Origin of the sequence: Streptomyces sp. NPDC000410 (assembly GCF_040300305.1) — a bacterium.
In the GTDB taxonomy this organism is placed as follows: domain Bacteria; phylum Actinomycetota; class Actinomycetes; order Streptomycetales; family Streptomycetaceae; genus Streptomyces.
Map to the genome: position 1 here is coordinate 1 of NZ_JBEPDM010000060.1, position 14,281 is coordinate 14,281.

9 protein-coding genes and 1 other RNA gene are annotated in these 14,281 nt (G+C 69.5%); 2 read left to right on the forward strand and 8 right to left on the reverse strand.

Annotated elements, in window-relative coordinates; all coding sequences use genetic code 11:
* Positions 1-71: 71 nt before the first annotated feature.
* The 7 genes from ABT342_RS33540 to ABT342_RS33570 all read right to left on the reverse strand — a co-directional run bounded on the left by ABT342_RS33540 (position 72) and on the right by ABT342_RS33570 (position 11,104).
* On the reverse strand, positions 72-1,016 hold the full coding sequence (locus ABT342_RS33540; protein ID WP_351582158.1) for a hypothetical protein: 945 nt from the start codon (positions 1,014-1,016) through the stop codon (positions 72-74).
* 538 nt (positions 1,017-1,554) lie between these two features.
* Positions 1,555-3,600: an Hsp70 family protein gene (locus tag ABT342_RS33545; RefSeq protein WP_351582160.1), complete on the reverse strand. Its 2,046-nt coding sequence runs from the start codon at positions 3,598-3,600 to the stop codon at positions 1,555-1,557.
* Positions 3,597-4,199 carry a hypothetical protein gene (locus ABT342_RS33550; RefSeq protein ID WP_351582162.1) on the reverse strand — a complete coding sequence of 201 codons (603 nt, stop codon included), beginning with the start codon at positions 4,197-4,199 and terminating at the stop codon, positions 3,597-3,599. The genes ABT342_RS33545 and ABT342_RS33550 overlap by 4 nt, the downstream gene beginning before the upstream one ends.
* Positions 4,196-5,854 carry a hypothetical protein gene (locus ABT342_RS33555; protein ID WP_351582164.1) on the reverse strand — a complete coding sequence of 553 codons (1,659 nt, stop codon included), beginning with the start codon at positions 5,852-5,854 and terminating at the stop codon, positions 4,196-4,198. Before ABT342_RS33555 ends, ABT342_RS33550 begins: the two co-directional genes overlap by 4 nt.
* 149 nt (positions 5,855-6,003) lie before the next feature.
* Positions 6,004-9,540 (reverse strand): HelD family protein, encoded by a 3,537-nt coding sequence (locus tag ABT342_RS33560; protein ID WP_351582166.1) that lies wholly within the window; start codon positions 9,538-9,540, stop codon positions 6,004-6,006.
* 532 nt (positions 9,541-10,072) lie between these two features.
* An RNA gene (gene rnpB, locus ABT342_RS33565) (RNase P RNA component class A) lies at positions 10,073-10,471 on the reverse strand.
* Positions 10,472-10,525: 54 nt separating this feature from the next.
* A complete protein-coding gene (locus ABT342_RS33570; RefSeq protein WP_351582168.1) occupies positions 10,526-11,104 on the reverse strand; it encodes a Uma2 family endonuclease in 579 nt (192 codons plus the stop codon).
* 172 nt (positions 11,105-11,276) lie between these two features.
* Here ABT342_RS33570 and ABT342_RS33575 point away from each other — a divergent pair, with 172 nt between their 5' ends.
* Together ABT342_RS33575 and ABT342_RS33580 are read left to right on the forward strand one after the other, a co-directional pair.
* Positions 11,277-12,044, forward strand: a complete 768-nt coding sequence (locus ABT342_RS33575; protein WP_351582170.1) for a MerR family transcriptional regulator — start codon at positions 11,277-11,279, stop codon at positions 12,042-12,044.
* On the forward strand, positions 12,041-12,859 hold the full coding sequence (locus ABT342_RS33580; protein WP_351582172.1) for a hypothetical protein: 819 nt from the start codon (positions 12,041-12,043) through the stop codon (positions 12,857-12,859). The genes ABT342_RS33575 and ABT342_RS33580 overlap by 4 nt, the downstream gene beginning before the upstream one ends.
* Here ABT342_RS33580 and ABT342_RS33585 read toward each other — a convergent pair.
* Positions 12,810-14,252, reverse strand: coding sequence for an RNB domain-containing ribonuclease (locus tag ABT342_RS33585; protein WP_351582173.1), 1,443 nt, complete (start codon positions 14,250-14,252; stop codon positions 12,810-12,812). The genes ABT342_RS33580 and ABT342_RS33585 overlap by 50 nt on opposite strands.
* Between the last annotated feature and the right edge of the window lie 29 nt (positions 14,253-14,281).

A 14,281-nucleotide genomic window follows, 5' to 3' on the forward strand; every position in this document is an offset into this window, starting at 1 on the left:
ACTCTTCCGGATAGGGCTTGGGCACAGCGACATCCTTCCCACCTGCCCCACAGGGCAAGCCACTTCAGATGTCACCCGATCGTGCGGCAGACCCGATTCTGACCGTGCACTGTTGCTGCGAGGAGCACTGCGTAGGCCGCGAGAAGCGCGTATGCGGCGATGAGCCAGCGCTGTTCTCGCTCCGGACCATCAGGCAACAGTGCGGTGACGAGCAGCCCGATAATGCCAAGGCCTACCATGCACGTCAGGAATCGGAGCCAGTGGACCCAGCTGCAGGGGCGCCTCCACTCGCGGGACAACAGGTCTGCCGCTGCCACAGAGATCGGGGCGGAGAGCAGCAGGGCGAACAACGACCAGAAGGATGGTTTGGGCACGAGCGCTTCAGGTTCGAAGGGGAACATGGTGTATACGGGCAGCATCGCTGCCGTGCCGGCCAGCAGGACCCACCCGACGATTCCCAGAGGCTTGCGTACTTCTCTTGGCCAGGCCACCGAGTCGACCCCGACAAGCCATCGGGAGAGCAACCCGCTCAGGGACAGCAGGACGACGAAAGTGATGGCGAACGGCACGATGAGTTGAAGTGCCGGGACGATCCAGTCGTTGTAGAAGCGGTTCCACCTCCGCTCTGCCGAGCGGACTTCCTGAGCATCGATCTCCGCCAGCCCATCGAGTGCCTCGGTGTTTCCCACGTCCGATTTCAGGGCTTCGCCGAACTCGAATCTGGCTTCTTCCGGTTCACCGGCTCGGAGCTTCTTCTGGCCTTTGACCGCGAAGTCCCGGGCCTTCATTCGCTTGTCGCTGACGTCTTTCAAGCCAGCGGCCGAGCAAGGGAGAGGAGTCTCGCCCGCAGCGGGCGTGTAGAGGGCTGCCGCCTCGGTGAGATGACCGTTCTGAACGTACAGGGCGGCTGTCGCGCACTCAATGGCTGGGTCGGCTGCCTGGCTGGGTGCTGAGTGCGCCAGGGTGACGAGAGCGAGGAGCGCGGTGACACACCAGCGGATGTGTCTCTGGAGCATGGGCACCTCAGAACGTTGGCTCTGAGGAATCCGACTGTGGTCCTGACACGCGCGGCTCCGCAGCGTTGTTCAGTCGAACAGCTCTGGCCTGGACGCTGCTGCCGCCGCCCGCGCGGAGTTCACGGCTCGCTTCTCCAAGCGCTCCTTCGGGGACACCCAGAACCTCCCCGTCGTCTCCCTGAAGGACCACGCCGAGGACACGCTCGGGGCGCTGATCAGCCGCATGCTGGACGTCGCGCCCAGCATCTCCGCCGTGCGCCGCGTGGCTCAGCGGAAAGGTCTCCGCCTCATCCGCGAATCAGACGGAGACCAGCAGGCCACGCAGCTCACGGAGGCATCCGTGCAGCAGACGCTCGACGTGGTCGTGTGCGAGGTCGGGGCACCCGACAGCACGGAGCTGTACCTCAAGGTCGGCCGTAAGGTCGCCCGCATCGAAGTCTGAGCCCGAGACCCGGTGCCTACCCACCCGTGTGGGTAGGCACCGTTCTGGTTAGGAGACCGAATCGCTGGGGGCACCGCCAACACACCGGGTTCCCCCTTACCCCCGTCCCCGCGGCGCCACGCAGGTACGTTCGGTGAAGAACCAGACCCCTTTGGAGCAGGTGGCGCCCAGAACCCTGCCTTTCTCTCGAAGCCACGGATAGCGGCCTTGCAGCTCTGCGAAGTTGTCGTTCGTCACGACCATCGCGCCGGACTCGTCCGCGATGACTGCCACGAGGGCATCGCCCTTGCCCTCGGTGCCGGCTGGCGGCTGGATGATGTCCCCCTTGCTGAGGGCGGCCTCCACAGCCTCACGTTCCGAGTCCGCGACCTTGTGCCGGAAGCTGGCGTCGACCACGACATGAATGTCGGCCTGCGGGTACTTCTTGGCCAGCGCCGTCCGAGCGGCCTGAAGCTGAGAGAAACTCGGGTGATCGTCATCTTCGTAGACCCCCGGGCGGACCGGTGAATGACCGATCCAGGCGAGGTTGGAGCCGTCGACGACCAGAGTGTGCGGGCCACCGGCGAGCGGCACCGGACGCGCCTTCGGAGGCGCGGGAACGGGGCGGGCGCCTGCTGCCGAGGCTGCCGTCCTGAGGGGGTCCGGATTCGAGTTGCCCTTCAGGAGGCGCTCCAGCTCCTCTCGTACCTCGGGCGTGGGGCCACCCGAACCGAAGCTCTCGACCTCTTGGTCGACCACGACCTCGCCGGTGTACTCCAGGGTGGCCTTGACGTGGAGCAGGCCGTTGGCGTCGTACGTGTACTCCAGGTCGAAGCGGGACTCGTCGCGGACCCGCGGCGTGGGGTACGCGAGGGTGAGTTCGGTGAGCTGCACGTTGTCGCTGTGGGCGAGCTCCTTGTCCGGGTCGCCCTCCCAGATCTCCACGGACAGCTTGCGCGCGTGGTCCTTCTGCGGCGTGTAGCTCTTGCGCTCCTTCCAGGGCAGCGGCGAGTTCCTGGGGATGATCTGGCTGAACCGCTTGCGTCCCGAGGAGTCTTTGACCATCGTGCCGAGGGCATGGCTGGTGGCGACCTGGATGACTCCTTCGGTCTCACCAGCGAGCACAGCCGCCGCGATCGACGCGCCGCGCGCGACCGCTGTCATCGGATCGCACAGTTCGGTGGGCACGGGCTCCGTCTGGAGTGCCTCGGCGACTGCGGCCCGCACGCTGGGGATCTGGCTCGTTCCGCCGATCATGAGGATCTCGTCCACGTCGAGCGGGGCCATGTGCAGGTCCTTCAAGCACTGCTCCACAGGCCCGAGGGCGCGGTCGACGAGGTCGCCGATCGCCTCCTCCAGTTCGCCCTGGTGGATCTCGACGCCAACACCGTCGGGGGTGACCACCGTGACGGACGGCTGGGAGGAAAGCAGGATCTTGTTCCGCTCCACGTCCAGCCGGAACTGGCGCTCCTGTGCCGGAGTCCAGGCCCTGCGCGCAGGCGCTCGCTCGAGCACGAGTTCACGCAGCCGCCGGTCGATCTCCAGGCCGCCAAGCTCTGTCACTCCGCGTGACGCGCGCTCCTCGAAGAACCCGTCCGAGTAGTCGAGCACGGTCACATCGATGGTGCCGCCGCCCCAGTCGAAGACCAGGATCTGGGAGTCCTCGCGGAAGTCGTGGACGTACGAGATGGCAGCCGCTGTCGGCTCGTTGAGCAGAGCCTGGACCTCGATGCCGGCGAACCGCGCCGCTGCCCTGGTCCGATACCGGGCGGCGCCCGTCGCGTTGGCGGGCACAGTAATGACGGCGCGATCGATGTCGGTGAGGTTGTGCTGGGCGCCATCGCGCATGGCGGTGAATACACCCGCCGCGACGGTGGTCGCCGCGAAGCGCCTGCCCTGGATGGTCACGTACTCGTCGCTCTTGAGGAGACGCTTACAGGCTTCGGCCGCCTCCTCGGAGCGGAGCTTGGCCTCCCAGCCGAACAAAGGGCCGCGCCGAAGCGAACTAACACCCACGACCGAGGGGAAGAGCTGCTCAAACCCGGGCCGCCGCCAGTCGGCATCGATATGGTGGGCGTCGAGTGGCAGTACCTCGGCGTCATCGCCCTGCCACTGGGCCACGACAGAATTGGTCGTACCGAAGTCGATTCCTGTCGAGGTCACTTGGCATCGTCTCCCCGCACGTCCGCCGCACGGGTCCCGTCCCGCTCCGTCAGGGTCCTCGGGGCTGGGATGCGGCGGAGTTGGCCGGCGAGCAGCAGCTTGTCCGTCGCCTGGTCCACGTAGGCCGGCCGGAGCAGCTCGAAGCCCTCGCCTTCGCCCTCGACGACGACGAAGAGCTCCTGCTCGTCGGCCTCCTCGACCACTCGGACTCCCATGTCGATGAGGGAGGCGCGCACCGCCCGGCGGATGGCCTTCGCTCCCTGTTCGGGCGTGCTCGCGAGGACGTCGGTCTCGACCAACCGCGCAATGTGCTCATCCCGTGTCCTGAATGCCTCCAGCACCCCCTGACGCAGCGCCGCGTTCACTGTGGCGGGGGTCGGACGGGCGTCCTGCGGAAGCTGCGCGATCAGCTCCGAAGCTCGCTCGGTGAATCGGGCGAGGAGCTGCGCCGGATGAAGGAGTTCCTCCGGCCTGAGGGTGCGCAGTTTCATGTCCGCCGCGAACTCCTGGTTCTCCTTGCGTCGGGTCCGCCCCGTGGGCTTCTTGGCCTGTCCGGCCGCGTTCGGGCTGCCATTGCGGCGTGCGGACTTGCTGCTCATGAAGTCGTCCTGTGGTCGTGATCGGGGCGCCGGGGCGCAGTCAGCAGGGTGGGGAGAAGATCGGCGATCGCGCGGTCGCGTATCGCCGCGAGGTCAGCGTCGGCCCGGTGCGTGGTCCGGCGCGGCATCGCGACGGGTCCCGGCGTCAAGGAGCTCGGTCGCACCGTGGGCAGTCGCAGGGACGCAGGATCCAGCGGCAGCACGAAGAAGTCGGACCAGTCCTCGGTCCGTTCGGCCTGCTCAATCCGGCGCTTCGCCCAGTTGGCCTGCGCCGCCAGGTCGAGGTCGTCCCGGTCGGCCCGCCTGCGCTCGCGCCACTGGTGCTTCCACTGCTCACTCTTGTGTGGCAGCCCCAGCTCCAGATACGGGTTGGCGGGCTGGTCCCGATCGTTGCGCCTAGTCCCCCGCCGACGGTCCAACAGAGCCAGGTTCTCCTCGACCCGCCGGTCGGTTCGGGCGACGCGCGCCAGGGAGACGTAGGCAAGGTCGAGATCTTCATTGAGCAGAGCAAGGTAGGCGAACATGTTCCACGCCTCGGCCGCGTGCTCGGCTGACGCGCCTTCGTGATCGACGAGCTTGTCTACCTGTGCCTGGGCTTTCTTCCTCTCGCCCTGGCAGATCAGGTCGTAGGCGTGCCGCAGCGCCACGAGGGCGTAGAACGGCCCGCGCGCCGGATTTACCGCGACCCTCGGCTCCCACAGGGAGCACATCAGCCGCCACAGCCCGCGGTCGGCGGGGATGTCCGGGTCCCAGGAGCCCGTGACAGCGCCATCGCGCACCTTGCGCAGGCGAAGCACCAGCTCGCGAGGCAGCAGCCTCTCGAGTTCCTTGAGGACGTCCGTCTCACCATCCGCGACACGCAGGAGCAGGTCGTAGAGGCTGCCCGGTGCCGGCTGGACCGGGTCGCCCGCCAGGAACGCCTCCCGCTCGCCGGGCTCGTCCCAGCCGAGCGAGCGAGCAAGGGCGGCATCCGTCTTCTCCGGTGCGAGCCTGGCGAGAAGGTAACGCTGTTCGCCGGCGTCCGCCCGCAGGGCCCACGGCTGATGGCCGCGGTCCAATACGCCTGCCTCGATCAGGTCGTCGATGATGCCGAGGGGCGCCCAGGGGACGATGGCCCCCAGATGGTGCGTGGACAGCTCTTTCAGGTTCCTCCGGGCGAGAGCCTGCTGAAGCGCGAAAGCCCCGGTGGGATCCGCCTCGGCACCGCGGGGGATGTTGTCCGTGCCGAGGTCAGCCGCCGGGACCGCTCCCATGATCACCGCGAGTCGGCGCTCACCAGCCGGGGAGAGCCAGGGCAGGCCGACTTCGTAGACGGCGGAGAGCACGGCGGCGGTCTGCTCGACGGCCCGGCCCGGTTCGACGGCTTCGAGCAGGGCCTTAACGGCGTGGACAAGTTGGGGTATCGGCTGTCCGTCCAGACAGGCACGAATGGTGTCGGCGCCCCACCGCAGGGTTTCGTCCTCGGCGTTCGTGGACTCCAGCAGCCCGCGCAGCACATCCTCGACACGCGCCACCGCCTCCGCACCGAAGACCCCGGCCCTGCGCCACTTGCGCAACGCGAATCCGTCGACCACGCCTCCGGAACTGGTGATCGCGGCGGAACGTCGGGCGGACCGCCGCGCCCGCCACGCCTCGACCATCTCAGCGCGTGTCATCGACTCCGTAAACGGCGGTGCCCCCGCTCCGAATCCACCGATCCGATCGGCCGAAGCGTCCTCGTTCCCCATGCGCCCCGCTCGTCTCCCGCGTTCGAAACCTGCGTCGTATTTTGACAGGTCTTCTCTGGTGGCGGCAGGCACCCTCGCTAGGGCGCGATGTGCCGCGCGCCCGGCCCAGCCCAGGTCCCGTCGGCTCGCCAGGTGAGGAGCACGCTGAAAGCGCCGTCGACCGCGTCAACCACCCATGGCTCCGCCGGTTCGCCGCCCAACACGACGACGAGGAACTCCGCCTGGCCTTCCGTACGCAGGTGGGACACCTCCATGAGGTGGAGCACTGACTCCCTGATGGACGGGTACGTGCTGTCCTCGCTGCCCAGTACGTCGAAGAGCACAGTGCCGTCAGCCCGCGTGCACCAGGCGTCCACGAAGGCGCTCTCCCCGACCTCCGACGCACTGTCGTAGAGGTCGGCGAGCAGGCGGTGCCGGAGCGCTTCGTGGGACCGGTCCGACCGCGCCGCCACCGTGCGGGCGGCCACCAGGTGTTCCAGGCCGCTGCTCGCTGCGGCCGGCTGGTCTTCCTTCGCCTGCTCCTCTTCGACGAGCAGGGGTGCCGGGTCGGTGGGGGACATGGTCGTCCTTCGGGGCTCGGGAAGGGAGTCGGTGACGGCCGGCGGTCTGCGGTAGTCCGTACCGGGTTCGCGCACGGTCAGCAGGGAGCGGCCGTCGGGCGAGAGCCGCCACTGGAAGTGGCTGCCTTTGACGATGACACGGGTCTCGAACAACTCGATATCCGCAGTCCGCAGATCATCGGCGAGCGCTCCACGCATCGCACGTACGAAGGTTTCATCGGCCATGCCGCGAATCTGCCCCACCCGCTCGTATCCGGCGCAGGCCGAGGCGGTGGCGTGCACCGCTTCTGCGTCGAGTAGGCGGACCGGTTCCTCGGCACCGAGCAGTGGTCCGCTCTCCCTCACCGGCGCGGTCAGCGCCGATCTCCGCGCGGCCCGGGCGTCCTTACCCACCCGGGACGCGACGCCCTCCTCGAACTGCGCGAAGCTCCGCTCCGCGTGCACCGCGTCGTAGCCCGTGATCGTGTCGGCCTCGGGACTGAGCACGATGCGGAATCCCGCGAGGTCTAGCACCCAGGTGCCGTCTGCTGCGCGCAGGTGCCGGGCCCGCTCGACGAACGAGGCCAGCATGGTGTGCAATTCCACCGCCGCTTCGCGTAGGCCGCCCCGGTGCCGTACGACAAAGGCCCCGCACGCCCCCGAGCTGACCCGCACGGCGGCACGCTGCCGCGCATCGAGGTTGAGACGGCCCTGGTCCTGCACACCGACGATTGCAGCAAGCCGCCGGGGCTGGGCCACGACCACCGGTTCAGCCGTGCGGAAGCCCCCGCAGGGGGCCGTCCTGCACCACTTGTCTGGGTGGTGAGTGGAATGGGTGCACGGAGTCCCGTCAGCGAAGTACCTGCTGCACAGGCTCGCCGCAGGATCCGCGACCGAGCCCTCCGCCTCACGAGGGGACGGCGAAGGAGCGGATGCGGCAGTGGGGGCGGGAACGCGGTCCGGGCCTCCGATCTGCGGGGGCAGGGGCAGGGTGTGGACGACGGTCAGCGACTGGGTACACCGCGTCAGCGCGACATACAAATGCCTCAGGCCGACAGCCTCGTCTGTGACGATCTCGGCAGGCTCCACCACGACGACGTGGTCGAACTCGAGACCCTTCGCCTCAGCCGGGGTGAGGACGGCAAGGTTCCCGAGACTCTCCGAACCGAGCGCGCGCGCGATACCGCTAGCCCACTCGCCGCCCGGCGGCACGATCACGCCGATCGAGCGTTCATCCGCTCCGGCAGGTGCGCTCGCCCGTAGCCGTGCCACGGCCTCGGCGGCCAGAGTGCCTACCTCCGCCCCCTGGATCACGGTGACGCCCGCGCCCGTGTCGCGCACCGAGTCGGGCACTGTCACGCCGGGCGCGCAGTGCTCGCCCAGCCGGGCCACGAAGGCCATGACCTCTCCTGGTACGCGGAACCCCGTGAGCAGTTGGGTGACCCGCCATCCGCCCTGGCCGGCGAGCACCACCCCGAGCCCGTCCCAGTCCTGGTGGAGGTAGGGCCCGGTCGACTGCGCGAGGTCGCCGAGCACCGTCATCGAACCGCTGGGGCAGCGCCGTGCCAGGGCCCTGGCCTCCATCGGCGTGACGTCCTGCGCTTCGTCGATGACCAGGTGCCCGTAAACCTTCTGGGGGCGTCCGCCCAGTGCGTACTCCAGCTCATCGAGAAGGACCAGGTCTTCGCGGCTCAGTTCCGTCCGCGAGCGCGCCGTACGGCTCCCCGGACCGGCTCCCTGGCGGGGTGCTGTGAGCAGGTCCTGTTCGGCGGCCGACAGAATGCCCTCGGCGGCCCGGCTGAGGGTGGCCCCGCCGGAGAACAGGCCCCGCAGAATGTCCTGGGCCGCAAGGCTGGGGCAGATCCGCTTGAGGAGGCGTACGACGGGGCGGGCCCTGGCCGTCTCGGCCAGGTAGTCGATGTCGGCAGGGCCTGGCAGCAGCCCGACGTAGACATCGGTCAGGTGCTGCGTGATCCGCTGTGTGCAGCGCTCCCGACGCACCTGGTACGGACTGTCGCCGGCCAGCGCCGCAGCAGCGATCTCCGCTATCTCCTCCACAGGGACAACGACTTCGCGGCGGTTCACCTCGAAGGTGAAGACCGGCCCGCCCACGAGCGCGGTCAGCCGTTCCACCGAGCTCGTCGTCTCGCAGTCGACGGCCCTGCGCAGCACCGCGGCCATCCTCGGATCGGCCTTCACCGCGGCGGTTGGACGGGGATCTCGGGGCGACGCTGCCGCCGTCCAGAGCGCGGGAAGTTCGAGCATCGACACGTCGTCGCTACCGAGTTCGGACAGGGTGACGCCCACGTAGTCGAGGAATCCCCGATTGGGGCCGATGACGAGGATTTCCTTGGCGGTCCGGTGCTTATTGTCCAGCAGCCAGGTCACGCGGTGCAGGCCGACCGCCGTCTTGCCCGTGCCCGGACCGCCCTGGATCACGAGCACGCCCGCAGGCTCCTCCGCCACGAGCCGGAGCTGTTCCCGCTGGATCGTCTCGACGATGTCGTGCATCGAGCCGTCACGCGCACGGTCCATCTCGTCAAGGAGCGGATCACGCCACGCTGGTTCCTCGGTCGCTGTGGCCGACGCGTCAGTGGCGAGCGGTGCCACCGGTATCTCCGGTACCGCCGGTGGTCCCGCTTCCGATCCGTGGAGATCGAGATAGCGCTTGACCACCTGCTGATCGCAGATGATCTGGCGCAACAGCCGCACCTGTCCCGGATCCCGTTCGCTGGTCAGCCTCCAGTTCACCGCGGCCTGCGAACTCCAGGAGACCACGACGGGATTCCGCTGCTCATCGCGCACCACGCGCCGCCCAACGTAGAACGTCTCACGGCCCTCGCCCTCGTCGACATCGGCCCTCATGAAGACGAGGGACTTGCCTCCGATGTCGAGCGACGCCAGCTCCCGCTCCCAGGTCCGCCGGGCGTCGATGGAGTCCTTGCCGCTGGCCGCGACATCGAGGCCGCTCAGCTCCGACACTTCCTGCCGGGCCCGTTCCAGGCAGGAATACGCGTGGTCGACCGCACGCTGTTCAGCAGCAAGCACGGCTGCGCGTCGGGTGCGCTTCGACATCCTCGCTCTTCCCCCCCCTTCCGCCTGCAACGCAACGGGCCAGCGAGCACGGCGGATGTTCCTACTGTAAGTGCGCGTTGATCGTTGCTCGGCGCTGCTGCAGGAGAATTAGCCCTCTGGGCGACTCTCCACGACAGCGGGCTCCCCCGTACTGTGCGCAGCGGTCACCCTGCCGAGGAGCGTCAGAGGCTGGACGCTCTCCTCCTGAACGTCGAGGGTGAAGTCCCCGGCTCCGGTATCGATCTCGGCGCATGACGACCGGGCCCCTTCCCTGTCCACCGCAGACCACGTTCCACCTCGCGGCAGTTTCAAAGCCGCGAGGGTTGAGCAACAGCGTCATGCCCCAGCGATCCGAACCAGCTCAGAGGCTTCGCCCGCGCCTCCGCGCCAGGGATTTTTCAGGGACTTTCAGTGCTGTCCGAGGGACTTCCGAGGGACTTTCCGCCGCCTAACGCGGCAAGCCCCCGAAAGACCGGAAAGGGCCTCCGATGCAGGTCAAAGGCCCTTCCCGAGGCAAAGCCGCAGGTGGGGGCAGACGAGTCGGGCTGTACGCCGGGTTCTGTTCCCCGGGACCTCGCGGTCGTCGGGGAGACGGCCATCCATCTAGGACCGGTGTTGCCACCGGCCTCGTGCGGTCTACCCGCGGACTCGGGCGGGCAGCCCTCGAACGTCCGCGCAGGGCCGCCTCGCGGCGGCCCCTCTTGACCTTGCTCCGGGTGGGGTTTACCTAGCCGCCTAAGTCACCTCAGGCGCTGGTGGTCTCTTACACCACCGTTTCACCCTTACCGAGGACCGAGGTCCCCGGCGGTCTGTTTTCTGTGGCACTGTCCCGCGGGTCACCCCGGGTGGCCGTTAGCCACCACCCTGCCCTGTGGAGCCCGGACGTTCCTCGGCGGGGTCGAAACCCCGTCGCGGCCGTCCGCCCGGCTCGTCTGCCGTGACGACCATGCTACCCGGAGGGCGGGGGGCCAAAGCCCGCCGCCCCTCAGACGAAGTCGCCGGTGTCCAGGTCGAACGCGAACGGCTCGGGAAGCGGCAGGATCTTGCCGAAGTGGATCGTGCGCCGCTGCAGGTAGTCGCTGTCCTCCGGCTCACTGAACAGCGTGAGCGAGGAAGCGTCCCGGTCGATGAGCAGATAGAGGGGGATGCCCCCGCGCGCATAGCAGCGGCGCTTGGTCTCACGGTCGACGGTCGGCCTCGTGGAGGTCACCTCCATGACCATGGCCACTCCGTCGCCCGGCATCCATGGGTCGGCACCGCGGTACAGACGCAGCTCCGTGGGCGCGAAGGTACCGTCGGGGATGACGTGGTCCTTCGAGCAGTCGGGGGCGCTCTGTAGTTTGAGGCCCTTGTTCCCGGAGAAGTCCATGTCGGTGCGCGAGCGCCTGATCACCTGCTTCACGATCAGGTTGATGTAGTCCTCGTGGTCCCCGTCCGGCGGCGGTGTCACAACGATCTCCCCCTCGATCAGCTCCGCACGGAAGCCCTCCGGCGTGTTCAGCGCCAGGAAGCCCTCCAGCAGGACATCCGCCTGCGTGAGCGGTTCATGCGGCATGGCAGTCATGTCGCGCTCCTTCCTCGGTCGCTCGCCAGGCTGGGACATCGCTGCACCGACCGTCCTTGAGATGGGGAGTACTTCCCCCGATCGTGGCACACGATCACGGACGCGGGAGGCATTCCCGCCGGAGCGCGGTCACGCTTGACCTTGCCGCAGCGTCAGGGTTTCTACTGAGGCCATGCAGATCGGAGAGATCGCCTCGCTGGTCGGGGTGACCACACGGGCCATCAGGCACTACCACCACCTCGGGCTGCTGCCCGAGCCCGAGCGCCGGGCCAACGGCTACCGGGACTACTCGCTCCGTGACGTCGTCCTGCTCGCACGCGTCAGGCGGCTCACCGAGCTCGGCCTCGGGCTGGACGAGGTGCGCGACGTGCTCGCCGATGACGCCGGGCGGGAGCTCGTCGAGGTGCTGGAGGAGCTGGACGAGGATCTCGCCCGGCAGCGGGCGGAGCTGGACGAGCGGCGCCGGCGGCTGTCCGTGCTGCTCGACCAGGCGCGGGGCGGGCGGCTGCCCGCCGAGGGGCCCGTGTCGCCGCAGCTGGCGGCGCTGCTCGCGAACGTCCCCGAGGTGCCCGAGTCCGCGATGGCGGCCAAGGACCGCGAGATGCTCGCCCTGTTCGACACCGTCATGCCCGCCGAGGAACGGGAGAGGTTCATGGCCGGGCTGCGGACGGTGACCGAGGCGCCCGGCGCCGTGGAGCGTGCGCACGAGGTGTACGCGATGCTCGACGCGCTCGCCGACGCGGAGCCCGCCGACCCCCGGGTGGACGAGGCCGCACGGACTCTGGCCGGGCTGCTGCCCGACGAGGTGGCGGCGCAGCTGAAGGGCGCCGAGACCATGCCGGAAGGCGCGTTCGTGGACGCCTTCTACGCCGAGTTCGCCCCCGCCCAGGCCGAGGTCGTACGCCGTGCGCTGCGCCTCGTCGTGGAGCGTGTGCGGTGAGGCGGCTGCTGCGCGGGGTGGCGTACGCCGTGCTGCCCGCCGAACTCGTGCTCGCGGTCTGTCTGGTGGCGGGCATACGGCTGCCCGTGCCCGTCCTCGTCGCCGCCGAGGCCGCCATGCTCGTGCTCCTGCTGGCCGAGGCCGCCGTGTTCCTGCGCCTGCGCCGACAGGGCCTCACGAACCGCGAAGCCGTCCGCGAGCTGGTGCCCGAGCCGGTGCTCCGGCTCATCGGGCACGAGGTGCGGCTGCTGTGGAGCCTCGTCCTGTGGACGGCCCGGCGGCGCGACGGCGTCGGTCCGGGCGACCGGTCCTTCGGCCACGCCCGCGACCAGGCCGCCCTCTTCTACGGCTTCGCCTTCGTCTGCCTGGTCGAGACGATCGGGATGTCGTACCTGCTCGGCGACTGGCCCTTCGTGCACGCGATCGTCCTGGTCCTCGACGTGTACACCGTCCTCTTCGTCCTCGGCCTGCACGCGGCCTCCGTCACCCGCCCCCACCTCCTCTCCGCGGACACCCTGCGGCTGCGCCAGGCCGCGCACGTAGATCTGCGCATCCCGCTCGACCGGATCGCCTCCGTCTCCTACGAGCTGCTCTTCACGCACACCAAGAACGAGGAGGGCGTCATGAACCTGGCGGTGGGCTCGCAGACGTCGATCACCCTGGAGCTGTCCGAGCCCGTCACCGTCGTGGGACTGCTGGGCCGGGAGCGTCAGGTCCGTACCGTACGGTGCCACGCGGACGATGCGCGGGCTCTCCTGGGCGCCCTCACGCGGGCGCGAAGCGCACCTTCGCCGACCCCGGAGCCGACTGGATGAGCCGCACCCGCAGCTCCTCCCCCAGCGGCAGTTCCGCCCCGCCGCCCTCGACCCGGGCCACCACCGCCGGGTCGAGCAGCTGGACCGTGCCGATGTCCGGCTCCTCCTCCCGTACGTCCACCACGAACGCGTCGAACACGTCACCGACCCGCCCGCTCAGCAGCGCCGCCTCGACGATGTCGACGGACTCCCGCTCGACCGTGTTGGCGCGCCGCGCCCCCTCGGCCATCTCCTTCGGCAGGACGTCCAGCGCCTCCCGCACCCACTCCGGCGGCTCCTGCCCGGCGACGGCCGCCAGGCACAGCTCGCCCGTGTAACGGTCGACGAGCCGGCGCAGCGGGGCCGTGCAGTGCGTGTACGCGGCCGCGACGGCGGCGTGGATCGCGGGCTCGGGGATGTGACCGCCGGTGAACGCGGTGTACCCGGCGCCGCGCAGCAGCGTCGTGCATTCCTGGAGGAAGGCGGCGTGGCGGTGGTTCGACGGGTCCAGCGAGCGGACGACCTCCGCGTACGAGACGTGGTGCGGCCAGTCGATGCGCAGTGCCTTCGCCGTGCGGCGCAGCCTGGCGACGGCGCCGTCGGGGGCGGTCGGCAGGGTGCGCAGGACGCCGGTGCCCGCAGAGGTCATGAGGTCGGCCGCCACCATGCCCGTCAGCAGCGAGACCTGGGCGTTCCAGCCGTCCGCGGGCAGCGGCACGCGGTACTGGAGGCTGTACGAACCGTCGCGCTGCACGATCTCCTGCTCGGGCACGTCGAGGGAGATCCCGCCCCGCTCGACCTCCAGCCGCTCGCGCAGCAGCCCGATGTCCTTGAGCAGCGCGAGGGGCTCCTCGGCGGTGCCCGCGTCGATCTGCCGCTGTACGCCCGCGTAGTCCAGCTTGGCGCGGCTGCGGACGAGGGCGCGGCGGACGTCGGACCGGACCGTCGCCCCGTCCGCGTCCAGGTCGATCGTCCACAGCAGCGCGGGGGCGGTCCGGCCGGGCAGGAGGCTGGCCACGCCCTCGGAGAGCACCGTGGGATGCAGCGGCACCTTCTCGTCCGGGAAGTAGAGGGTCAGCGCGCGGCGGTGCGCCTCGGTGTCGACGCGCCCGCCGGGCCGTACGAAGGCGGCGACATCGGCGATGGCGTAGTGGACGCGGTAGCCGCCACCCGCCCGCCGCTCCAGGTGCATCGCCTGGTCCAGGTCGGTGGACGTGGGCGGGTCGATGGTGAAGAACGGGATGTCCGTCGCGTCCCGGTCCGGCAGGCGGGGCTCCCGCGCCGCTTGCTCCGCCTCCGCGAGGACCGCGTCCGGAAAGTCCTGCGGCACGTGGAGCGTGGTGCGCAGCTCGCGCAGGGCGGCGCGCAGCGGGGCCTCGGCTGAGCAGATCACACGCATCTGACGGCGGGGCATGGACCGAGCGTATGGCGGCTCGGTCGTGG

Coding starts and splice junctions, on each gene's coding strand:
- ABT342_RS33540 (WP_351582158.1), bottom strand. CDS start 1,016: ATGCTCCAGAGACACATCCGCTGGTGTGTCACCGCGCTCCTCGCTCTC.
- ABT342_RS33550 (WP_351582162.1), bottom strand. CDS start 4,199: ATGAGCAGCAAGTCCGCACGCCGCAATGGCAGCCCGAACGCGGCCGGA.
- ABT342_RS33555 (WP_351582164.1), bottom strand. CDS start 5,854: ATGACACGCGCTGAGATGGTCGAGGCGTGGCGGGCGCGGCGGTCCGCC.
- ABT342_RS33560 (WP_351582166.1), bottom strand. CDS start 9,540: ATGTCGAAGCGCACCCGACGCGCAGCCGTGCTTGCTGCTGAACAGCGT.
- ABT342_RS33570 (WP_351582168.1), bottom strand. CDS start 11,104: ATGACTGCCATGCCGCATGAACCGCTCACGCAGGCGGATGTCCTGCTG.
- ABT342_RS33575 (WP_351582170.1), top strand. CDS start 11,277: ATGCAGATCGGAGAGATCGCCTCGCTGGTCGGGGTGACCACACGGGCC.
- ABT342_RS33585 (WP_351582173.1), bottom strand. CDS start 14,252: ATGCCCCGCCGTCAGATGCGTGTGATCTGCTCAGCCGAGGCCCCGCTG.